At 65.3% G+C, this 21,002-nt stretch carries 18 protein-coding genes; 7 read left to right on the top strand and 11 right to left on the bottom strand.

The window, feature by feature from the left end; genetic code table 11:
• From HV823_RS01685 to HV823_RS01660, 6 genes are all read right to left on the bottom strand, one after another.
• Nucleotides 1-1,338, bottom strand: coding sequence for a dihydrolipoamide acetyltransferase family protein (locus HV823_RS01685; RefSeq protein WP_176948008.1), 1,338 nt, complete (start codon nt 1,336-1,338; stop codon nt 1-3).
• Nucleotides 1,339-1,341: 3 nt separating this feature from the next.
• Nucleotides 1,342-2,355, bottom strand: coding sequence for an alpha-ketoacid dehydrogenase subunit beta (locus HV823_RS01680; protein WP_176948007.1), 1,014 nt, complete (start codon nt 2,353-2,355; stop codon nt 1,342-1,344).
• 1 nt (nt 2,356) lies between these two features.
• Nucleotides 2,357-3,589, bottom strand: coding sequence for a 3-methyl-2-oxobutanoate dehydrogenase (2-methylpropanoyl-transferring) subunit alpha (locus tag HV823_RS01675; protein ID WP_176948006.1), 1,233 nt, complete (start codon nt 3,587-3,589; stop codon nt 2,357-2,359).
• A 69-nt stretch (nt 3,590-3,658) separates the two neighbouring features.
• Complete coding sequence (locus tag HV823_RS01670) at nt 3,659-4,786, bottom strand: acyl-CoA dehydrogenase family protein (protein ID WP_176948005.1); 1,128 nt, start codon at nt 4,784-4,786, stop codon at nt 3,659-3,661.
• A 37-nt stretch (nt 4,787-4,823) separates the two neighbouring features.
• Nucleotides 4,824-6,011: an acetyl-CoA C-acyltransferase gene (locus HV823_RS01665; RefSeq protein ID WP_176948004.1), complete on the bottom strand. Its 1,188-nt coding sequence runs from the start codon at nt 6,009-6,011 to the stop codon at nt 4,824-4,826.
• Between the two features lie 45 nt (nt 6,012-6,056).
• Nucleotides 6,057-6,824, bottom strand: a complete 768-nt coding sequence (locus HV823_RS01660) for a 3-hydroxyacyl-CoA dehydrogenase (protein ID WP_176948003.1) — start codon at nt 6,822-6,824, stop codon at nt 6,057-6,059.
• A 138-nt stretch (nt 6,825-6,962) separates the two neighbouring features.
• On the opposite strand from HV823_RS01660, the gene HV823_RS01655 reads away from it, so the two are divergent.
• The gene (locus HV823_RS01655) at nt 6,963-8,084 is read left to right on the top strand and encodes an AraC family transcriptional regulator (protein WP_246300645.1); all 1,122 of its coding nucleotides are present in this window, start codon (nt 6,963-6,965) and stop codon (nt 8,082-8,084) included.
• A gap of 54 nt (nt 8,085-8,138) precedes the next feature.
• Here HV823_RS01655 and HV823_RS01650 read toward each other — a convergent pair whose 3' ends face one another.
• Together HV823_RS01650 and HV823_RS01645 are read right to left on the bottom strand one after the other, a co-directional pair.
• A complete protein-coding gene (locus tag HV823_RS01650) occupies nt 8,139-10,826 on the bottom strand; it encodes a sensor histidine kinase (protein WP_176948002.1) in 2,688 nt (895 codons plus the stop codon).
• Between the two features lie 178 nt (nt 10,827-11,004).
• Complete coding sequence (locus tag HV823_RS01645; protein ID WP_176948001.1) at nt 11,005-11,592, bottom strand: YigZ family protein; 588 nt, start codon at nt 11,590-11,592, stop codon at nt 11,005-11,007.
• A gap of 293 nt (nt 11,593-11,885) precedes the next feature.
• On the opposite strand from HV823_RS01645, the gene purU reads away from it, so the two are divergent.
• A complete protein-coding gene (gene purU / locus HV823_RS01640) occupies nt 11,886-12,770 on the top strand; it encodes a formyltetrahydrofolate deformylase (protein ID WP_176948000.1) in 885 nt (294 codons plus the stop codon).
• Nucleotides 12,771-12,863: 93 nt separating this feature from the next.
• On the opposite strand, the gene HV823_RS01635 is transcribed toward purU, so the two are convergent.
• Together HV823_RS01635 and HV823_RS01630 are read right to left on the bottom strand one after the other, a co-directional pair.
• Nucleotides 12,864-14,174, bottom strand: a complete 1,311-nt coding sequence (locus HV823_RS01635; RefSeq protein WP_425487621.1) for an NAD(P)/FAD-dependent oxidoreductase — start codon at nt 14,172-14,174, stop codon at nt 12,864-12,866.
• Entirely contained in the window at nt 14,174-15,523 is a 1,350-nt protein-coding gene (locus HV823_RS01630) for a glutamine synthetase family protein (RefSeq protein WP_176947999.1), read from the bottom strand. The genes HV823_RS01635 and HV823_RS01630 overlap by 1 nt, the downstream gene beginning before the upstream one ends.
• Nucleotides 15,524-15,743: 220 nt before the next feature.
• On the opposite strand from HV823_RS01630, the gene HV823_RS01625 reads away from it, so the two are divergent.
• From HV823_RS01625 to HV823_RS01615, 3 genes are all read left to right on the top strand, one after another.
• On the top strand, nt 15,744-16,397 hold the full coding sequence (locus HV823_RS01625; protein ID WP_425487626.1) for a GntR family transcriptional regulator: 654 nt from the start codon (nt 15,744-15,746) through the stop codon (nt 16,395-16,397).
• An 89-nt stretch (nt 16,398-16,486) separates the two neighbouring features.
• Nucleotides 16,487-17,374, top strand: coding sequence for an alpha/beta hydrolase (locus HV823_RS01620; protein ID WP_176947997.1), 888 nt, complete (start codon nt 16,487-16,489; stop codon nt 17,372-17,374).
• A gap of 108 nt (nt 17,375-17,482) precedes the next feature.
• Nucleotides 17,483-18,736, top strand: coding sequence for an NAD(P)/FAD-dependent oxidoreductase (locus tag HV823_RS01615; RefSeq protein WP_176947996.1), 1,254 nt, complete (start codon nt 17,483-17,485; stop codon nt 18,734-18,736).
• Nucleotides 18,737-18,795: 59 nt separating this feature from the next.
• On the opposite strand, the gene HV823_RS01610 is transcribed toward HV823_RS01615, so the two are convergent.
• Nucleotides 18,796-19,227, bottom strand: a complete 432-nt coding sequence (locus HV823_RS01610; RefSeq protein WP_176948177.1) for an Lrp/AsnC family transcriptional regulator — start codon at nt 19,225-19,227, stop codon at nt 18,796-18,798.
• Nucleotides 19,228-19,349: 122 nt separating this feature from the next.
• On the opposite strand from HV823_RS01610, the gene HV823_RS01605 reads away from it, so the two are divergent.
• Nucleotides 19,350-20,453 (top strand): saccharopine dehydrogenase family protein, encoded by a 1,104-nt coding sequence (locus HV823_RS01605; RefSeq protein ID WP_176947995.1) that lies wholly within the window; start codon nt 19,350-19,352, stop codon nt 20,451-20,453.
• A 137-nt stretch (nt 20,454-20,590) separates the two neighbouring features.
• On the top strand, nt 20,591-20,989 hold the full coding sequence (locus tag HV823_RS01600) for a GFA family protein (protein ID WP_176947994.1): 399 nt from the start codon (nt 20,591-20,593) through the stop codon (nt 20,987-20,989).
• Nucleotides 20,990-21,002 lie beyond the last annotated feature (13 nt).

Below are 21,002 nucleotides of genomic sequence, written 5' to 3'. Positions count from 1 at the left end.
TCAGCCTTCGATGAAGATCAAAGCGGGGGTTTCGAGCAGGGCCTTGATCCGCTGGACGAAGGTCGCTGCGTTCCATCCGTCGACGATCCGGTGATCGAAGCTGGACGAGAGGTTCATGATCTTGCGCGGAACGAACTGCGTGCCGTCCCAGACGGGCCGAACCGCGATCTTGTTGACGCCGACGATCGCCACCTCCGGATGGTTGATGATCGGCGTGGTCACGATACCGCCGAGCGCGCCGAGCGAGGTGATCGTGATCGTCGAGCCGGACAGTTCCTCGCGCGCGGCGGTGCCGTTGCGGGCGGCGTCGGCGAGGCGGGTGAGTTCGGCGGCGCAGTCCCAGACGGTCCGCGCCTCGGCGTGGCGGACGACGGGGACGGTGAGGCCTGCCGGCGTCTGGGTGGCGATGCCGATATGGATGGCGGCGCTGCGGGTGATGATGCCGGCATCGTCGTCGAAGGTGGCGTTGATGCCCGGCTGCTCGCCCAGCGTCTTCACCATCGCCCGCATCAGAAAGGGCAGCATCGTCAGCTTCGGCTGGTCGGGCTTGCGGCTGGCGTTCATCGTCGCGCGCAGATCCTCCAGGTCGGTGACGTCCATCTCCTCGACGTAGGTGATGTGGGGGATGCGCGCGGTGGCAAGGCGCATCTTCTCGGCAATACGCCGGCGAAGGCCGGTGACCTTGATTTCTTCCGTGGCCGTCTTGCGGGCGAGACCCGTGGGGACCGCCTCCAACTGGGCACCGCGCGCGAGAAACTGGTCGATGTCGTCATGGGTGATGCGGCCCGCAGGCCCGGTGCCCGCGACCTGGCGCAGGTCGATGCCCGCCTCCTGCGCCCGCAGGCGGACGGCGGGCGAGGCGAGCGGCTTGTCTGCCGGCTCGCGTGGCGCGCTGCGCTGCACGGGCGCGGCAGCGGCCCGCTCCGGTGGCGGCGGCCTTTCTACCGTCTTTGCGTCGGCAGCGGCAGAGCGAGACTGCGATACCGCCGCGGGTGGCACCTCCGCGGACGGATTCTCGCCCGTCCCTTCGGTGGCCGGCGCCGCTTTGTCCGCCGCGTCCCCGGCTGCGGCCACATCCGCCTGGGTGGACCCTTCGCCGGCAATCTCGATCCGCAGCAGCGGCGCCTTGACGGCGACCGTGTCGCCGACCTCTGCGCCGAGCCAGAGCACGGTGCCCTCGACGGGCGAGGGGATCTCGACCGTCGCCTTGTCGGTCATGACCGCGGCGAGCACCATGTCCTCGCGCACCGGGTCGCCCGGCTTGACGTGCCATTCGACCAGTTCGGCCTCGGCCACGCCCTCGCCCACGTCGGGCATCTTGATGATGAACTCGCCCATCGCTCAGCCCTCCATCACTTCTTTCAAGGCCCGGCCGACGCGGGCGGGACCCGGGAAATAGTCCCACTCCTGCGCATGCGGGTAAGGCGTGTCCCAGCCGGTGACGCGCACGATCGGCGCCTCGAGATTGTAGAAGCAGTGCTCCTGCACCAGCGAGACCACTTCGCCGCCGAAGCCGGAGGTCAGCGTCGCCTCGTGCACGACGACGCAGCGGCCGGTCTTCTTCACCGACTGGACGATTGTGTCGAGGTCGAGCGGCAGCAGGCTGCGCAGGTCGATCACCTCGGCATCGATGCCGGTTTCCTCGGCGGCGGCGAGCGCGACGTGCACCATGGTGCCGTAGGCGACCACGGTAACGGCCTCGCCCTGCCTTCGCACCTCGGCCTTGCCGATCGGGATCGTGTAGTGGCCGTCCGGCACCTCGCCGAGATCGTGCTTCGACCAGGGGGTGACGGGCTTTTCGTGATGGCCGTCGAAGGGGCCGTTGTAGAGCCGCTTCGGCTCCAGGAACATCACCGGATCGGGGTCCTCGATCGCGGCGATCAGGAGACCCTTGGCGTCATAGGGGTTGGAGGGGACGATCACCTTCAGGCCGCAGACATGGGTGAAGAGTGCCTCCGGGCTCTGGCTGTGGGTCTGGCCGCCGAAGATGCCGCCCCCGGTCGGCATGCGCACCACGATCGGGCAGGTGAAGTCGCCGTTGGAGCGGTAGCGGATGCGGGCCGCCTCCTGGGTGATCTGATCGTAGGCCGGATACATGTAGTCGGCGAACTGGATCTCGATGCAGGGTTTCAGCCCGTAGGCCGCCATGCCGATGGCAGTCCCGAGGATGCCAGATTCGTTGATCGGGGTGTCGAAGCAGCGGGTCTTGCCGTATTTCGCCTGGAGGCCCTGGGTGCAGCGGAAGACGCCGCCGAAATAGCCGACGTCCTCGCCGAAGACGACGACATGGTCGTCGCGGCCCATCGAGACGTCCATCGCGCTGCGCACCGCCTCGATCATGGTCATTCTTGCCATGTCAGTATCCTGCCTTCTGCCGCTGGCGGCGAATGTGGGCGGGCATCTCTGCATAGACGCCCTCGAAGATGTCGCGCACCGAAGGCCTGCCGCCGGCATGCAGCGTGCCGTGGCTTTCGGCCTGCTTCTGCGCCAGGATCACCTCGTCGAGAATCTCGGCCTCGGCCTGGGCATGGCGCTCCTCCGACCAGACACCGCGGACGATCAGATGTTTCTTCAGCCGCAGCACCGGGTCGCCGAGCGGCCAGGCCTCGGACTCGGTCTTCGGCCGGTAGGCGCTCGGATCGTCCGAGGTCGAATGCGCCCCGACGCGGTAGGTGACGTATTCGATCAACGTCGGGCCGAGGTTGCGCCGTGCCCGTTCGGCTGCCCATTTGGCCACCGCGTAGACGGCGAGATAGTCGTTGCCGTCGACGCGCAGCGCGGGGATGCCGAAACCGAGGCCGCGGGCAGCGAAGGTGCCGGATCCGCCGCGGGCGATGCCCTGGAAGGTGGAGATGGCCCACTGGTTGTTGACGATGTTGAGGATGACCGGCGCCTTGTAGGTGGAGGCGAAGACGAGCGCCGAATGGAAATCGGATTCGGCGGTCGAGCCGTCGCCGATCCAGGCGGCGGCGATCTTCGTGTCGTTCCTGATGGCCGAGGCCATCGCCCAGCCGACAGCCTGCACGTACTGCGTGGCGAGGTTGCCGGAGATGGTGAAGAAGCCGTGTTCCTTCGACGAATACATGATCGGCAACTGGCGGCCGCGCAGCGGATCGGCCTCGTTGGAGTAGATCTGGTTCATCATCTCGACCATCGGATAGTCGTCGGCGATCAGGAGGCCGGCCTGGCGGTAGGTCGGGAAATTCATGTCGCCCTTGTTCAACGCCTTGCGGAAGGCGCAGCTCACCGCTTCCTCGCCCAGGTGCTGCATGTAGAAGGAGGTCTTTCCCTGCCGCTGCGCCATCAGCATGCGCGCGTCAAAGGCGCGCAGTTTCATCATGTTGCGCAGGCCAGCCAGCAGCTCTTCGTCGGACAGCAGGCCTGCCCAGGGCCCGACGGCTTCGCCCTCGCGGTTCAGGACGCGGATGATCGAGTAGGCGAGATCCCGGACCTCTTCGGGCGCCACGTCGACGGGCGGCCGCGGCACGGAACCGGCCTTCGCGATCTTCACGTTGGAAAAGTCCGGCTGGCCGCCCGGCCTGACGGCGGGTTCTGGCACATGCAGGCTCAGATGCGGGACATCGGTCATGCAGTGTCGTTCCTCCCTCACTGGCCGTTGCTTCCACTGCTCCCTGCGGAAGATCCGGCACTCAGAATGCTATAGATTGCGGGCGATGACGATGCGCTGGACGTCGCTGGTGCCCTCGTAGATCTGGCAGATGCGGACGTCGCGATAGATGCGCTCGACCGGGTAGTCGGCCATGTAGCCATAGCCGCCGTGAATCTGGATGGCGTCGGAGCAGACCTTCTCGGCCATCTCGGAGGCAAAGAGCTTTGCCATCGAAGCTTCCGTCAGGCAGGGACGGCCCTCTTCCTTCAGTTGGGCCGCGTGCAGAACCATCTGGCGGGCCACTTCGATCTGCGTCGCCATGTCGGCAAGGCGGAAGGCGACAGCCTGGTGGTCGACGATCGGCGAGCCGAACGCGGTGCGCTCACGGGCATAGTCCCGTGCCGCCTCGAAGGCCGACCGTGCCATGCCGACGGATTGTGCGGCGATGCCGATGCGGCCGCCCTCCAGATTGGAAAGCGCGATCCTGTAGCCCTCGCCCTCTTCGCCGAGCCTGAGGCCGGCGGGGATGTGCATGCCGCTGAAGGCGATCTGGCATGTATCGGAGGAATGAAGCCCGAGCTTGTGCTCGACGCGCACCACCTCGTAGCCCTGTGTGTCGGTCGGCACGATGAAGGCGGAGATGCCCTTCTTGCCGGCGTCGGGATCGGTGACCGCAAATACGATGACGACGTTGCCGTTCTTGCCGGAGGTGATGAACTGCTTGGCGCCGTCGATGACGTAGTGATCGCCGTCGCGGCGGGCACGGGTCTTCAGGTTGGAGGCGTCGGAGCCGGCCTGCGGCTCGGTCAGCGCGAATCCGCCGATCCATTCGCCGCTGGCAAGCTTCGGCAGGAAGCGCTGCTTCTGCGCCTCCGTCCCGTATTTCAGGATCGGAACGCAGCCGACCGAACTGTGCACGCTCATGATGGTGGAGCAGGGGCCGTCGCCGGCGGCGATCTCCTCCAGTGCCACGGCATAGGCCACCGTTCCCGTCTCCGAGCCGCCATAGGTGTCCGGCACCAGCATGCCGAGGAAGCCGAGTTCGCCCATCTCGCGCAGTTCCTCGCGGGGAAAGCGGCTCGTCGCGTCGCGCTCGGCCGCGCCCGGCATAAGCCGCTCGCGCGCGAAGTCGCGCGCCATGTCGCGGATCTGGATCTGCTCTTCGTTCAGGATCATCTGGCGGTCTCCTCCCCGAAACCGTTCGGTTCAGCCTTCAGTGCAGTTCGACGGCGAGTGCCGTCGCTTCGCCGCCGCCGATACAGAGCGTCGCCATGCCGCGCGTCATGCCGTAGCGCTCCAGCGCCGAGAGCAGGGTGACGAGGACGCGGGCGCCCGACGCACCGATCGGGTGGCCGAGCGCGCAGGCGCCGCCATGGACGTTGACCTTGTCGTGCGGCAGGTCGAGGTCGCGCATCGCCGCCATGGCGACGACGGCGAAGGCCTCGTTGACCTCGAACAGGTCGACGTCCTTCAGGTTCCAGCCGGTGCGCTCGCTCAACTTGCGAAGCGCTCCGATCGGCGCAGTGGCGAAGAGGTTTGGTGCCTGCGCATGGGTGGCGTGGCCGATGATGGTGGCGAGCGGGTCGATGCCCTCGCGCTCGGCCTGCGAGCGGCGCATCAGGACGAGTGCCGCGGCGCCATCGGAGATCGAGGAGGAATTGGCCGCCGTCACCGTTCCGTTCTCGCGGAAGGCGGGCTTCAGCGTCGGGATCTTGTCGAGGCGGGCCTTGCCCGGCTGCTCGTCGCGGCCGACGACCTGTTCGCCCCGGCCGTTCTTCACCGTCACCGGCACGATCTCGGCGTCGAAGGCGCCTTTCTCGATCGCGGCCTGCGCGCGCGTCAGCGAGGTCACGGCATAGTCGTCCTGCGCGGGACGGGTGAACTGGTAGGCCTCGGCGCAGTCTTCTGCGAACGTTCCCATCAGGCGGCCCCTGTCATAGGCATCCTCCAGCCCGTCGAGGAACATGTGGTCGACGATCCGGCCATGCCCGAGGCGATAGCCGCTGCGGGCTCGCTCGAGCAGATAGGGCGCGTTGGTCATGCTTTCCATGCCGCCGGCGACGGCGACCGAGGCGCTGCCGGCGGCGATGAGGTCATGCGCCAGCATCACCGCCTTCATGCCGGAGCCGCACATCTTGTTGACCGTGGTTGCGCCCGTCGCATAGGGCAGGCCGGCGGCGATCGCCGCCTGCCTTGCCGGCGCCTGGCCCTGGCCGGCCGCAAGCACGCAGCCGAAGACGACCTCGTCGATCGTCTCGGGCCCCACGCCGCTGCGGTCGAGGGCCGCACGGATCGCACTGGCGCCCAGCTGCGGCGCGGTCGCGTCCTTCAGGTCCCCCTGAAAGCCGCCCATCGGGGTGCGGGCCATGCCGACGATGACGACCGGGTCTTCCATTGCCATGCCATTTCCTCCCGAAACCTGGTTTGGACGACGTGCCGGCCGGCGTCAGCGCGGCGCCATTCGCAGCGCGCCGTCGAGGCGGATGATCTCGCCGTTGAGCATCGCATTCTCGCAGATGTGGCGCACCAGCGCGGCAAATTCCGGCGGCCGGCCGAGGCGTGCGGGGAAGGGAACGCTCTTTCCCAGCGCCTCCTGCACCTCCTGCGGCATGCCGGCCATCATCGGCGTCTCGAAGATGCCGGGCGCGATCGAAACGACGCGGATGCCGTATCTCGCAAGTTCGCGGGCAATCGGCAGCGTCATGGCGGCTACGCCGCCCTTCGAGGCGGCATAGGCCGCCTGGCCGATCTGGCCGTCGAAGGCTGCGACCGAGGCGGTGTTGACGATGACGCCACGCTCGCCGTCTTCGCCAGGAGCTTCTTCTGCGATCGCGGTGGCGGCGAGGCGGGTCATGTTGAAGGTGCCGGTGAGGTTGATGGCGATGGTGCGGGCGAAGCTCTCCAGTCGGTGCGGGCCGTCGCGGCCGATCACCTTTTCGCCCGGCGCGATACCGGCGCAGTTGACCAGCCCGTGCAGGTGGCCGAACCGGGCAAGTGCTGCATCGACGGCGGCCTGCGCGTCCCGTTCCTCGGTCACGTCGGTTCGCACGAAGATCGCAGCATCGCCGAGTTCGGTTGCCACTGCTGTGCCGGCCTGGACGTCGACGTCAGCGATCGCGACGCTGGCGCCCTCGTGCGCCAGCATTCGGGCGACGGCAGCGCCTAGGCCGGAGCCGCCGCCGGTGACGATGAAGGATTTGCCGCCGATCAGCATAGCACCGCTCCCACGATGCCGACGAGATCCGCGAAAGGGTCGCCTTGTGCCATGCAGTCCTCCCAGCCCTGCACACGCCGTCGAAAGATCTGATCCGACGGTCCGGCCGAATCCTATTCCGGCACGATATTGCAAGCGATGACCGAAGTATCTCGATTTTTCGGCCGATTTTACCATATGCTTGCCGTCATGACGATGACGGAAACCGGCCGGCGGATGATATCGCCTTCCTTCGTGGAGGAAGCGCTCGACTGTCTGCGGAGGCATGGCCGGGCGGTGGAGCCGGTGCTCGCCGCCGCGGGGCTGCCGGCGCGGATCGACACGGCGGTTTCGGCGGAAAGCTACGGGCGGCTGTGGCTTGCGATCGCGGCCGAGGTGGACGACGAATTCTTCGGCATGGGTGGCCGGCCGATGCGGCGCGGCAGCTTCACCCTGCTCTGCCATTGCGTCCTGCACGCCGGAACGCTGGAGAAGGCGCTGCGGCGCGCATTGCGCTTCCTCGACTTGGTGCTGGAGGATCCGGCGGGTCGGCTGGACGTCGCCGAGGGGCTCGCGCAGGTCACGCTTTCGGATCGCGAGGGCCCGCGCTCCGCCTTCGCCTATCGCACCTACTGGATCCTGCTGCACGGCATCGCCTGCTGGCTCGTCGGGCGGCGCGTCCCTATTCGCTCAGTCGACTTTCGCTGTGCCGAGCCTCGGCAGGCCACCGACTATCGGCTCTTTTTCGGCGCTCCTGTACGATTTTCGCAGCCCGTAAGCCGCCTCGCCTTCGATGCCAGCGTGCTGAAGTTGCCGATTGCACGCAACGAGCAGGCCCTGAAGCAATTTCTGCGCGGCGCGCCTGCAAACATTCTCGTGCGCTACCGCTATGACGCCGGATTGTCCGCCAGCGTGCGCCGGCGGCTGCGGCAGGTGGCCCCCGCCGCCTGGAAAGGGTTCGACGATCTCGCTTCGCAGATGCGCATGTCGCCCTCGACCTTGCGGCACCGCCTGCAGGCGGAGGGGCAGTCCTATGCGGGCATCAAGGACGAGATCCGTCGCGACCTGGCGATCGAAATGCTGCAGACCGGCTCGCTCGGGGTCGGCGAGATCGCGACGCAACTCGGATTTTCCGAGCCTAGCGCCTTTCACCGGGCGTTTCGCAAGTGGACATCCAAAAGCCCTGCCGCGTTTCGTCGCGAGACGGCGGTCATAGCCGGAAAGGACGTTGACCGCAGCAACGACCGCGAGGCCGGAAATGATGTGCCGGAGGATACGTGACGACCGCATTTGCTTCACGTGAATCCAGTCGTCACATCGAAGTTATTAGCCGGCTTATGAAGATTCACTTTCGGGAACGAGGGCCGGAAAGCGCAGCGTGATCCGCGTGCCGCGGCGCTTCATTGCCGGACTTTCCGCCTTTATGTGTCCGCCCATCGCCTCGGTGAAACCCTTTGAGATCGGCAGGCCGAGGCCGGAACCCACCGGCCGACCGTCGACATGGCCGCGGCGATAGAACTTCTCGAACACGCGATCGAGATCGACAGGCTTGATACCCTTGCCCTGGTCCGTGACCGAGATCACGATCTCGTTGCCTTCCTTGCGCGCATAGACGCTGATCGGTTCGTCGGCCCCGTAGCGCCTGGCGTTGTCCAGCAGGTTGGCGAGCGTCTGCGACAGCAGCCCCGCGTCGCCGGTCATCCTTGGCAGGCCTGGCGCGATACTGGCCTCGAATGCCTGGCCGGGGAAAAGCTTGCGCGCGCGTTCGACCGCCGTGCGCACCACCTCGTCGACGTCTACCGGGTCGCGCCTCGGGCTCAGCGTTCCGGTCTCGATGCGGGTCATGTCGGCAAGGTTGCCGGCGAAACGGCCAAGCCGGTCGCTTTCTGTCTCCAGCGTCTCGACCACCGCCCGGCGCTCGTCCGGGGCAATCTCGCCGCCGCGGTCCTTCAGGATCCTGACCGCGCTGGCAATTGCCGCGACGGGCGTCCTGAGGTCGTGGGTGATGGAGGACAGCATTGCCGTGCGGAAGCGCTCGCCCTCCAGCCGCGCCGCCTGCTCGAGGCTCTTGCGCGACAGGCACGAGCGGTCGATCGCGACGGTCGTCTGGTCGAGGATCGCAGCCAGCGTGCGCTCCTCGTTGATGTCGAGGTCACCTTCGGTCATGCCGATGCCGCAAACGCCGACCGGCCCCTGCGGGCTTGTGAGCGGGCGGAACTGGAAGGTGCTGTTGGGCAGCGTGGCTGTGCCGTGGCCTGCCATCTCCTGCTTGTCGAGCGCCCAGCGGGCCGCCGCCATGTCGGAAACCCCAAGCTCGGTGTCCGGCGGCCACGCGGCCGACAGGTTCAGTTCCGCGCCTTCGGGCAGCAGCAATACGGCGTTGCGCTTCAGGCTTGCCTGCAGTTGCGACACCGATGCCCAAAGCACGTCGTCGGTCTTGAGCGTGCCGGAAAGCTTGCGCGAAAAATCATAGAGCGCCTGCATCGCAGCCGCCCGCCCATAGGCAGCCTTGGCCTGGTCGCGGATGCGCGCAGCGAGGCTGCCGGCCAGCACGGCTGCTGCGAGAAAGACGACGAGCGCGAAGATGGCATGCGGCTTGGCGACGGCCAGCGTATGCAGCGGGTCGATGAAGAAATAGTTGTAGGCAAACAGCGACAGGAACGCGGCGGCGAAGGCAGCGGCATAGCCTTCCAGCGCGGCGGCCACCAGGACCGCCATCAGAAACAACAGACCGAGGTTGGGCAGTTCGATCATTGCGGTGATGGCACGACCGACGAGGGTGGCCGCGCCGACCGTGGCGAAGGCGATGCCGAAGGGACGGGCCAGCGAGCGGGGGCTGAAGGTCGCAGGGGCCTTGTTGCTCTTCCTCGGCGTTTCATCCTGATCAGCCGTGACGAGATGCACGGCGACCCCGCCCGCCTCCTTTACGAGCGAATCCGCCAGCGACCGGCGTACGAACAGCTTCCAGAGCGGCTGGTCATGCGCGCCGATGACGATCTGGGTCACGTGTTCGCGGCGTGCGAATTTGAGGATTTCGGCGACGAAGTCCGTGCCGATGATGCGACGGGTGTCGGCGCCGAGCTGTTCGGCGAGCCTGAAGTTTGCGTCCAGGCGCCGGACGGCTTCGCTGTCTCCGGTGTCCCTGTCGGCGCGTTCTATGCAGACGACGGTCCAGGAGGCGTTGAGGCCCGTCGCCAGCCGGCTCGCGGTGCGAACCACCTTCTCGGATAGCTGGTCCGGGCCGATGCAGACCAGCAGGCGTTCGGATGCGGCCCAGGCGCCTTCGATCGCGTTCTGCTTGAGATAGTTGACCACCTGGTCGTCGATGCGCTCGGCGGTGCGGCGTAGCGCCAACTCGCGCAGCGCAGTCAGGTTTCCGACCCGGAAGAAGTTCTCGATCGCGCGCGCGGCACTTTCGGGAACGTAGACCTTGCCTTCGTTCAGCCGCTTGATCAGATCCGCAGGGGGGAGATCGACGAGGATCACCTCGTCTGCACGGTTGAGGACGCCGTCGGGAACCCGCTCGCGAACGGGCGTGCCGGTGATCTGTGCCACCACGTCCGAAAGACTTTCGAGGTGCTGGATGTTCATCGCCGTCCAGACGTCGATGCCGGCGTCGATAAGCTCCTCTATATCCTGATAGCGCTTGGGATGGCGGCTGTCTTCCGGGTTGCTGTGGGCCAGCTCGTCGACGATGATCGTTTGCGGCTTCAGAGCGAGCGCCGCATCGAGGTCGAATTCTTCGAGGACGTAGCCCTTATACTCGACCTGGCGGCGCGGCAGCACCTGAAGGCCGGACAAAAGGTTTTGCGTTTCCATGCGGCCATGGGTCTCGACCAGGCCGACGAGCACTTCCGCGCCCTCTGCCCTGGCCTGCTGGGCCCTGGCGAGCATGGCGAAGGTCTTGCCGACGCCGGGGGCGGCACCGAGAAAGATCGTCAGCTTGCCGCGTCGTTCGCTGTCGGCCAGTGCCAGGAGCGCGTCGGGATCGGGGCGTTTCGTCTCTCGGTCGGTATCCGCCATGACTGGCCTCAATTCCTTCAATGCCTGTGCCGCCGGAACGCCGACGTTGTGACATTAACGCTCTTTTGCGCGCAAACGGCCATATGCATCAGCGCAAACTTCGATGCATTGCGTGTCGCCCGCAGTCAGAAAAGCCGATGGCGCGGGCCGGGCTTCATATTTCTCCTGGCCTCAACGATCAAGCCTGCAATGCCACGGTGGTCCTTCCGGCGGTGATGTCAATCAGCATCCGCACAATGTCGTCGACTTGCGCTTCAGGCAGTGCCACGACGAGTTCGGCGCCGGTGGCGAGGAAGGTCTCGCTGTCGACGCGCACGTCGCCGAGTGCCGCAAGGCGCGCCTTTACCAGCGCGAGATCGGCGAAGACGCAGGTGATTCTGGCTTCGATGCGCGCGACGAGTTCCACTTTCTCCATCGCCCGCAGGCAAAGCGCTGCCGTGCCGCCATAGGCGCGGATCAAGCCGCCGCTGCCAAGAAGGATGCCGCCGAACCAGCGGGTGACCACGACTGCGACGCCATCGAGCGCCTGCCCGTCGATGGCCTGCAGGATCGGCTTGCCGCCGGTGCCGCTCGGCTCGCCGTCGTCGCTGAAGCGATAGACCTGTCCCAGCCGCCAGGCGAAGCAGTTGTGGTTGGCATCGGCGTGCGCGTGCGCTGCGATGAAGTCCCTTGCCGCCTGTTCGCTATCGATCGGGCCGGCCGCGGCGAGGAAGCGGCTCTTCTTGATGTCCTGTTCAAAAGTCGAGACGGCTTTGAGCGTGAACACGGCGAGGCGCCTCCTTCGATGCAAAAGTCACTGCCGGGGGCTCGTATGCCGCCGGAAACGAGGGTCTTGTCGCAGAACGCGGGCCGTCTTGCCAGTGCTTGCCTCTTTCCTTTCATTCGATGTCGCGAACCGGTGCGCCCGCTTTTTTGGCTCGACATAGCTTCGCTGACACACGGGCCTTGCAAAAGAGGCTGGCGGTTGAGATATCGACGCCGGCCGCGCGAATGGGAGCCAGGCACCCGATCCGGCCGCAGCGGGGAGCTGCGGGCATATCGACAGCGAGAGTGGAACCGATGAAGAGCTATGTACTGACCGTATCTTGCGTATCGACCCGCGGCATCGTCGCCGCGATCACGACCTATCTTGCCGACAAGGGGTGCAACATCGTCGACAGCTCGCAATTCGACGACCTCGAAACAGGGCTGTTCTTCATGCGGCTGACCTTCATCAGCCAGGAGGGGGCCACCGAGGCCGACCTCATCGAAGGCTTCGTGCCGGTCGCCAAGAAGTTTGCCATGACCTGGCAATTCCACGACAGCGAGGAGCGCATGAAGGTGATGCTCATGGTGTCGCGTTTCGGCCATTGCCTCAACGACCTGCTTTACCGCTGGAAGATCGGCGCGCTGCCGATCGACATCGTCGGCGTCGTCTCCAACCATTTCGACTACCAGAAGGTCATCGTCAACCATGACATCCCCTTCCACCACATCAAGGTGACGAAGGAGAACAAGCCGCAGGCCGAGGCGCGGCTGATGGAAGTGGTCGAGCAGTCGGGCGCCGAGCTGATCGTGCTCGCCCGCTACATGCAGGTGCTTTCCGACGCGGTCTGCAAGAAGATGTCGGGCCGGATCATCAACATCCACCACTCGTTCCTGCCGTCGTTCAAGGGCGCCAACCCCTACAAGCAGGCCTTCGAGCGCGGCGTGAAGCTGATCGGGGCGACGGCCCATTACGTCACCGAGGATCTCGACGAGGGTCCGATCATCGAGCAGGACGTGGCCCGCATCACCCATGCTCAGAGCGCGGAGGACTATGTGTCGATCGGCCGCGACGTGGAGAGCCAGGTTCTCGCCCGCGCCGTGCATGCCCATATCCACCACCGCGTGTTCATGAACGGCAACAAGACCATCGTCTTCCCGGCAAGCCCGGGATCCTACAAGTCCGAACGCATGGGCTGATTGCCCATCCTGCGAAGACAAAAGGAGAGGCCGGCGGAGCGATCCGCCGGCCTCTCCCGTTTTCCAGCCGTACCGTTTCGGGCGGCGACGTGCTCAGAGACCGAAGGCGTCCTTGAACTGGTACCACCACGAGCCGACCGTCGAATACTGGGCGCGGAACATGCGTCCGCCGGGGAACGGGATCCAGGGCAGCTTTTCGAACTGGCTGAACCGGCTGACGTCGCCATGAATGGCTTCACTCAGGATCTTGCCGAAGAGATGGGAGCCGGTGACGCCGTGGCCACTATAGCCGTGGGCGAAGTAAGTGTTCCTGCCGATCTTGCCCATCTGCGGCACGCGCGAGAAGGAAAGCGCAAAGTTTCCGCTCCACGCATAGTCGATGTTCACGTCCTTCAAGGAGGGGAAGACCTTCTCGAGGTTGGGCTTCAGCTTGGCGCGCACATCGGCCGGATCGGTGCCGCCATAGACCGTGCCGCCGCCGAAAATCATCCGCTTGTCGGCCGAAAGGCGGAAGTAGTCGAGGATGTAGCGCACATCTTCCACGCACATGTCGCTCGGAATCAGCGCGTCGGCCCGCTCGGCACCGAGCGGCTCGGTCGCGATCATCTGGGTGGAGACCGGCATGACGCGTGAGACGAGCTTGGGCACCACGTCGCCGAGATAGGCATTGCCGCAGAGGACGGCGACATTGGCCGTCACCCGTCCCCTAGCCGTGTGCAGCACTGGCTTTTCCGCCCCGTGCTCGACCTTGGTCACTGGCGATTGTTCGTAGACAATGCCTCCGAGCGTTTCGAGCGCGGCGGCCTCGCCAAGGACGAGATTGAGCGGGTGCATGTGGCCGCCGGTCGTATCGAGCATGCCGCCGACATAGGCGTCGGTGTTGACGAGCTTGCGGATGGCTTCCTTGTCGAGAAGCTCGTGGTCATCCATGCCGTAGCTCTTCCAGAGCGCTTTCTTGTACTCTAGCTCCTTCATATGCGCTGCCGTGTAGGCGGCATAGATGTTGCCCGGCTTCAGATCGCATTCGATGCCGTACTGGCTGACGATGCGGCGGATGATCTTGCCGCCTTCCTGAACGAGGCTGCCGACAAAGGCGCCGGCCGCCTCGCCGTAGCGGCGCCTGATCGTGTCGAGGCTGGCGTTCAGGCCGTTCACGACCTGGCCGCCGTTCCGTCCCGAAGCGCCCCAGCCGACGCCTGCGCCCTCGACGACGACGACCTTGTAGCCGAGTTCGGCGAGATGGATCGCCGTCGACATGCCGGAATAGCCGGCGCCGAGAACGGCGACGTCCGCCCGCACGTCTCCCTCCAGAATACGGGGCGGGCGGTCGATGTTTCGGGAAGCGGCATAGTAGCTGCCGGGATAGCTGCCGTCGCCGGCATAGGATCGGTCGTTCTTGGTCATCAGACGATTTCCAGATAGGCGCTGAATTCGAAGTCGGTCACCTGCTCGGAGAAGCCGGCGATCTCCTGCCGCTTGCAGGCGATCAGCATAGAGCGCAGTTCCTGGTCGAAGATCTCGGAAACGATCGCCCCGTTCTCGAAGGCAGTGACCGCGGAGCCCCATTCGCTCGGGATGCGCGGTGCCTTGGTCTGGTAGGCGCGGCCGGCGACCGGCGTTGGCGGTTCCCATTTGTTGCGGATGCCGACCAGGGCGGCGCCGAGAATGCCGGCCATGACCAGATAGGGGTTGGCATCGGCGCCGGCCACGCGGTGTTCGATGCGGCGGGACGACGGCTTGCCGCCGGGGATGCGGATCGCGGCCGTGCGGTTTTCGTAGCCCCAGGTGACCGAGGTCGGCGCGTGGGTGTCGGGCCGAAGCCTGCGATAGGAGTTGAAGTGCGGGGCGAACAGGAGCGTGGATTCGGCCATGCCGCGTGTCAGGCCCGCCACGGCGTGGCGCATGATATCGGAGCCTTCCGCCGTTCCGTCGTCGAAGACGTTGTTGCCGGCCTCGTCGACCAGGCTGAAATGCACGTGCATGCCGCTGCCGGAGCGCATGCCGTAAGGCTTGGCCATGAAGGTGGCGGCAAAGCCGTGCTTGCGTGCAACCCCCTTGATGATGCGCTTGAAGAACAGGGCATCGTCCGCCGCCTTCAGCGGATCGTCGGTGTGCATGAGGTTGATCTCGAACTGGCCGATGCCGTTTTCCGCCACCGCCGAATCGGCCGGCACGTTCTGGCGTTCGCATTCGGCATAGACGTCGGAGAAGAACTGGCCGAAATCGTCGAGTTCGTCGATCGAAAGGATCGCATCGGAATCGAGGCGCTTGCCGGTGTAGGGCGAGATCGGCGGCTCGGCGTGGTCCGGCTCGGAATCGATCAGGTAGAATTCCATCTCCGAGGCGACGACCGGGCGAAGTCCCAGCTCGTGGTATTGCCGCACGATATGGGCAAGCGCCTGGCGCGGGTCGGCCAGAAAGGGCTCACCCGTCTCCTTGAACAGCCACAACGGCACCACCGCGCTCGGCTTCAGCGTCCAGTTGACCGGCAGCGCGCCGCGGCCTGTGGGGCTGCAGATGCCGTCCATGTCGCCGCTGGCAAAGACATGCGAGGAGCCGACGATGTCCTCTCCCCAGATGTCGACGCCGACGATCGAGAGCGGCATGCGGATGCCGCCCTCGAGGATCTTTTTCGCCTGTCCGACCGGAACGCGCTTGCCGCGAAGGATGCCATTCAGGTCGCAGACGACCGCCTGGATGCTCTCCACCGATTCCGCGTTTACAAGCCAGGCGTTGTCTTCGGTTTCGGACATGAACCCCCCAAATCTTCTTGCTGAAAGCGACTGTATTTTTCCGATATCACATATTGATTTTTGTGATCACATTTCCAAAATATGCACACTTACTTGTTTTCGGTCAAGCTGGTAAGACCGGGACATGACGGGCGCTGTCCTTGCGCCGGATACGCCTCGGGCTGCTCAGGAGGGGACCTTGGGAGCACTAATACTGGAGCCGCTGGCGCGGCCGGACGGGATGACGACCCACGAATACGCCCATCGGCGCCTGCGTCAGGCGATCATGGTCGGTTCGATCCGTCCGGGCGAATCGCTGACCATCCGCGGCATCGCGGAGGCGATGGAAAGCAGTCCCACGCCGGTGCGCGAAGCGCTGCGGAGACTGTCCTCCGAAGGGGCGCTGAAGGTGCTGGACAACCGCCGCATCATGGTGCCGAAGATGACGGCCGAGCGCTTCGGCGAACTGATCGCGCTGCGCGCCGTGCTGGAGAAGCATGCCGCCCGACGCGCGGTCGCCCATATCACCGAGCGGCAGATCGACCGGCTCGTGGAGATCGATACGGCGCAGGACGAGGCGATCGCTCGCAAGGACAATGCGACCGCGCTGCTGCTGAACCAGGAATTCCACCGCACGCTCTATACCGCCAATCCCGACCAGATCATCATGCCGATGGTGGAAAGCGTCTGGCTGCAACTCGGTCCTTTCCTGGGGATCGCGATGGAGCACGTCGCGCTGCTCTATTTTGTCGATCGCCATCAGGAGGCGATTGCCGCTTTGCGCAAGCGCGACGCGGATGCGGTCGCCGAGGCGATCAATGCCGATATTTGCGAGGGGATCGGGGGGTTCGAGCGGGCCGCGATCGAGAACCTGCTGCGACTGGCCCGGCAATAGCAGAATTCGGCTGCGGTTGCCCGTGTCGCCTTTCGGTGGGAAAGTTGCGCTCTGCGTCCTGCAGGATACCGTTTCCGGAGGGTGCCGACATGGATGATCAAAGCGAAATCGAAGCCATTCGCGAACTGCTCGCCTCCAAGGAGCGACCCGTCGGCTGGGCCGCGCGACGGCAACGCCTTGACGAAATCGGCTCCGTCTGGCCTGTGGCGGATGATATCACGCTGGAAGCGGTCGATATCGACGGCATCGCCGCGGAGTGGTCCATCGCACCGGGAAGCGACGCCTCGCGGATCCTTCTCTTCTTTCACGGCGGCGGCTACTGCTCGGGTTCGATCCGAAGCCACCGGCGTCTCGTGACAGAGGCCGGACGTGCGGCAGGTATGCGTACGCTTGCGCTCGCCTATCGCCTTGCGCCGGAGGCCCGGTTTCCGGCGGCCCTCGACGACGCCATGAAGGCATGGCGGTTCCTGCAACGTGCCGGATTTTCCCCCGGTCGCATCGTCATCGGGGGCGACAGTGCCGGCGGCGGCATGACCCTGGCCCTGCTGACAATCCTGCGCGACCAGGGCTCCGCGCGGCCGGCCTGCGGCTGGCTTATCTCGCCCTGGACGGACATGACGCTATCGGGCGCGACGCTTGCGACCAAGGATTCCGTCGATCCGATCATCCACGCAGGCTATCTGGCGGAACTTGCCGATGCTTATCTCGGCCCCGGTTTCGACCGCCGCGATCCACGCGTTTCGCCACTTCATGCCGATCTCAAAGGGTTGCCACCGCTTTTGATCCAGGTGGGGTCGGCAGAGACGCTTCTGGCCGACGCGACGCGGCTTGCGGAGGCCGCCGGTGCGGCGGATGTCGCAGTCACGCTGGAGATCTGGCCGCGCATGATTCACGCCTGGCCGTTATGGAACGCCCGCCTTAAGGCGGGGCGTGAGGCGCTGGTCGCCGCGGGTGCGTTCATGCGGCGGCATGTCTAGCCACCGGCGTCGTTCGCATCCTGTCTTCCCTCTTGCCGGCGTGCCTTGCCTCCCAGCGTCTGCTGTGCATGATCGCGGCAACGAAAGCGGAAATTCGGGGCACTGCTCATGAAAACGGATGTCATCGTACTTGGCGCAGGGGTGGTCGGGATTTCGACGGCAATCCATCTGGCGCGGCGCGGCAAATCGGTCGTTCTCGTCGACCGGCGGGGACCGGCGGAGGAGACCTCCTACGGCAATGCCGGGCTCATCCAGCGCGAGGGCGTCTTCCCCTATGGCTTCCCGCACGACTTCGGTGCCTTGTTCCGCTACGCGCTGAACAATACGATCGACGCCCACTACCATTTGTCGGCGCTGCCGGGCCTGGTGCCCTTCCTGCTGCGCTACTGGTGGCATTCCGGTTTCACGCAGCACCAGCGGATCGCCCATCTTTATGCGCCGCTGATTGAAAACTCGGTAAGCGAACACGCGGACCTCATCAAGGCATCCGGCGCGGAAGCGCTGATCCGCAAGGACGGATGGATGAAGGTTTTCCGTACCGAAAAGGCGCGTGACGCAGCCTATGCGGAGGCCGAGCAGCTTTCGGCCAAGTTCGGCGTCAACCACCAGAAATTCACCGGCGCGGAAATGCGGCAAATCGAGCCGCACATCCGCGCCGAGCTGACGGGCGGCCTGCGCTGGACCGATCCCTGGTCGATCCTCGATCCCGGCGGGCTGATGAAGGCCTATGTGGCCTATTTCCAGTCTCTTGGCGGCGTTCTCATGGCGGGTGATGCCGCGACCATCGAGCACGTGCTCGAAGGCGAGGGCTGGCGTGTGGCGACGCCCGAAGGACCGCTGGAGGCCACCGACGTCGTCGTTGCGCTCGGTCCCTGGGCCGACACGGTGACACGCAAGTTCGGCTATCATTTTCCCCTGGCGGTCAAGCGCGGCTACCACATGCACTATGGCGCGGCCGAGGGGGCGAAGCTCAACAACTGGGTGCTCGATTCCGAGCGCGGCTATTTCCTCGCGCCGATGAGCCGCGGCATCCGGCTGACGACGGGGGCGGAATTCGCCAAGCGAGACGCCCGCAAGACGCCGGTACAGCTTCGCCGGGCGGAGCGGGTGGCGCGGGAATTCTTCCCGCTCGCCGAACGGCGCGACGAAGAGCCGTGGATGGGTGCTAGGCCCTGCACGCCGGACATGATGCCGGTCATCGGCAAGGCGCCGCGGCACGCGGGTCTGTGGTTCGCCTTCGGCCACGCCCATCACGGCATGACGCTCGGGCCGGTGACCGGGAGGGCGCTGGCAGAAGCCATGCTCGGCGAGAAGACGATCGTGGATCTTGCGCCCTATCGCCCGGATCGGTTCCTGGCATAGCATCGGCGGGCGTGCTGCTGACGCTCAAATAGGTCTGCCCAGGTGGTTTTCTTAGTCGGCTAACGAAGAATCCGAGTCGACAGGATGATCGACGACAAAGTTCGCTCTACCCCGTCGATCTCGCCGATCCTGTCGATCAGATGGTCCAGTTCGGCGATCGAAGCGGCCGCGACGATGGCAATCAGGTCGAACGAGCCGGAAACGGAATGCAGCGCTTTCACCTCGGCGATCGCGTGAAGTTCGGTGGTAATGCGCGAAAGCGTCTTCGGCGCGATCGTGATCAGCACATGCGCCTTCACCATGCCGCTTTCAAAAGCGTCGGACAGTCGCACGCCATAGCCGGTGATGACGCCTTCACGCTCGAGCCGTTCGATCTTGGCCTGCACGGTGGTGCGCGACAGGCCGAGCTTGCGGGCGATGGTGGCCGTCTGCTCGCGGGCGTTCTCGCTGAGGATCGCCAGAAGCTCGCGGTCTTTCGCGTTTAGTGTCATATTGCTCATTGCCATCGTCATTCCGCCGATTTCTGCTTCTCAATATGCCAGATCTGCAGCTGTGAATCGACACTTTCCAACGGCAGAATCACGATGAATTTCAGCCTGCGGGGAAAAACAAAATGAAAGATATCGTCGTCATCGGCGCTGGGAAAATCGGCTCCACCATTGCACGCCTTCTGGCACACAGCGGCGACTACCGGGTGACGGTCGCCGACCGTGCCGCAGATCAGCTTGCTGCCTTCGAGGCGCACAAGGACGTCGCCACTGCCGTCGTCGATATCGCCGACGCGGCAGCACTCGTCGCGCTGCTGAAGGGCAAGTTCGCGGTCCTGAGTGCTGCGCCCTATCACCTCACGGTCGCAATCGCCGAGGCGGCCGCCTCGGCCGGCATCCATTATCTCGACCTCACCGAGGACGTGGAATCGACCCGGCAGGTGAAGCGGATTGCGGAGAAGGCGGAAACGGCCTTCATCCCGCAATGCGGCCTCGCACCAGGCTTCATCTCGATCGTGGCCAACGACCTTGCCAGCCGCTTTGACACGCTCGACAGCGTGCGCATGCGTGTCGGCGCGCTGCCGCAATACCCCTCGAACGCGCTGAACTACAACCTGACCTGGAGCACGGACGGCGTCATCAACGAGTATATCGAGCCCTGCGAGGCGATCGTCGAAGGCGCCCTGATCGAGGTTCCGGCGCTGGAGGAGCGCGAGGAATTCTCGCTCGACGGCGTCACCTACGAGGCCTTCAATACGTCGGGCGGCCTCGGCACGCTCTGCGAAAGCCTCAAGGGGAAGGTGCGGACGCTGAACTACAAGACGATCCGCTACCCGGGGCACGCCGCGATCATGAAGGCGCTGCTCAACGATCTCGGCCTTCGTCATCGCCGCGAGGTGTTGAAGGACATCTTCGAGAACGCGCTGCCGACCACGACGCAGGATGTCGTCATCGTCTTCGTCACCGTCTCCGGCCGTAAGGACGGTCGCCTGATCCAGGAGACCTACGCCAACAAGGTCTACAGCGCGGTCATTGCCGGGCGCATGCATTCGGCCATCCAGATCACCACGGCCGGTTCGATATGCGCCGTGCTCGACATGCTGGCCGACGGCACGCTGCGGGCGAAGGGCTTCGTCCGGCAGGAGGAAATCGCGCTGGACAGCTTCCTCGCCAATCGCTTCGGGCACTATTACGCACAGGAACACGGCAGCCACCGCGCAGCAGGCTGATCGCACCTGCCAAGGCATACCCATTGGCGCCCCGGCTTGTCCGGGGCGTTTCGTTTTAATGGCCGGGTTGTTGACGCGCAGGTGTCGCGCCCCTTAGCAGTTGCCATCGCGTGCGGTATTCGCGGAGGGGCGAGGGGATGCAATTGAAGGTTCACGGCGGCGGTTGCCTGTGCGGCTGGATCCGCTTCGAGGCCGAGGGAAACCCCGAAAAGCCTCACACCTGCTCATGCGGCATGTGCCGCCGGCACACCGGAGCGCCTACGGCTGCCTGGGTGGAATACCCGCGTGACCGCGTCCGCTGGGTGGGTCCGGGCGGACCACCTTCCACCTTTCGTTCCTCGGACTATTCCAGCCGCGCGTTCTGCAGCCGATGCGGCAGCTCGATCGGCGCGATCGACGACGAGCCGACCGTCGCGCTGCTCGTGGGCGGTATGGACGAGATCAACGACAGGGCGCTCGCTCCCGAATACCACTCGTTTGAGGACGCGTTGCCGGAATGGTGGAGCGCTCAGGACGCCTGCCGGAACGCTGGCTAGACCACGGCGCGAG

Origin of the sequence: Mycoplana rhizolycopersici (assembly GCF_013378445.1) — a bacterium.
Taxonomy (GTDB): Bacteria; Pseudomonadota; Alphaproteobacteria; order Rhizobiales; family Rhizobiaceae; genus Mycoplana; species Mycoplana rhizolycopersici.
The sequence above is the reverse complement of the archived record's forward strand: the minus strand, read 5'-3'. Positions and strand labels throughout refer to the sequence as shown.

What these genes read in the sequence shown, in the direction of transcription:
- HV823_RS01685 (WP_176948008.1), bottom strand. Translation starts at nt 1,338, where the DNA reads ATGGGCGAGTTCATCATCAAGATGCCCGACGTGGGCGAGGGCGTGGCC.
- HV823_RS01670 (WP_176948005.1), bottom strand. Translation starts at nt 4,786, where the DNA reads ATGATCCTGAACGAAGAGCAGATCCAGATCCGCGACATGGCGCGCGAC.
- HV823_RS01675 (WP_176948006.1), bottom strand. Translation starts at nt 3,589, where the DNA reads ATGACCGATGTCCCGCATCTGAGCCTGCATGTGCCAGAACCCGCCGTC.
- HV823_RS01605 (WP_176947995.1), top strand. Translation starts at nt 19,350, where the DNA reads ATGAAAGATATCGTCGTCATCGGCGCTGGGAAAATCGGCTCCACCATT.
- HV823_RS01615 (WP_176947996.1), top strand. Translation starts at nt 17,483, where the DNA reads ATGAAAACGGATGTCATCGTACTTGGCGCAGGGGTGGTCGGGATTTCG.
- HV823_RS01610 (WP_176948177.1), bottom strand. Translation starts at nt 19,227, where the DNA reads ATGACACTAAACGCGAAAGACCGCGAGCTTCTGGCGATCCTCAGCGAG.
- HV823_RS01600 (WP_176947994.1), top strand. Translation starts at nt 20,591, where the DNA reads ATGCAATTGAAGGTTCACGGCGGCGGTTGCCTGTGCGGCTGGATCCGC.
- HV823_RS01655 (WP_246300645.1), top strand. Translation starts at nt 6,963, where the DNA reads ATGACCGAAGTATCTCGATTTTTCGGCCGATTTTACCATATGCTTGCC.
- purU (WP_176948000.1), top strand. Translation starts at nt 11,886, where the DNA reads ATGAAGAGCTATGTACTGACCGTATCTTGCGTATCGACCCGCGGCATC.
- HV823_RS01660 (WP_176948003.1), bottom strand. Translation starts at nt 6,824, where the DNA reads ATGCTGATCGGCGGCAAATCCTTCATCGTCACCGGCGGCGGCTCCGGC.
- HV823_RS01680 (WP_176948007.1), bottom strand. Translation starts at nt 2,355, where the DNA reads ATGGCAAGAATGACCATGATCGAGGCGGTGCGCAGCGCGATGGACGTC.
- HV823_RS01635 (WP_425487621.1), bottom strand. Translation starts at nt 14,174, where the DNA reads ATGACCAAGAACGACCGATCCTATGCCGGCGACGGCAGCTATCCCGGC.
- HV823_RS01665 (WP_176948004.1), bottom strand. Translation starts at nt 6,011, where the DNA reads ATGGCAATGGAAGACCCGGTCGTCATCGTCGGCATGGCCCGCACCCCG.
- HV823_RS01625 (WP_425487626.1), top strand. Translation starts at nt 15,744, where the DNA reads ATGACGACCCACGAATACGCCCATCGGCGCCTGCGTCAGGCGATCATG.
- HV823_RS01620 (WP_176947997.1), top strand. Translation starts at nt 16,487, where the DNA reads ATGGATGATCAAAGCGAAATCGAAGCCATTCGCGAACTGCTCGCCTCC.
- HV823_RS01630 (WP_176947999.1), bottom strand. Translation starts at nt 15,523, where the DNA reads ATGTCCGAAACCGAAGACAACGCCTGGCTTGTAAACGCGGAATCGGTG.
- HV823_RS01650 (WP_176948002.1), bottom strand. Translation starts at nt 10,826, where the DNA reads ATGGCGGATACCGACCGAGAGACGAAACGCCCCGATCCCGACGCGCTC.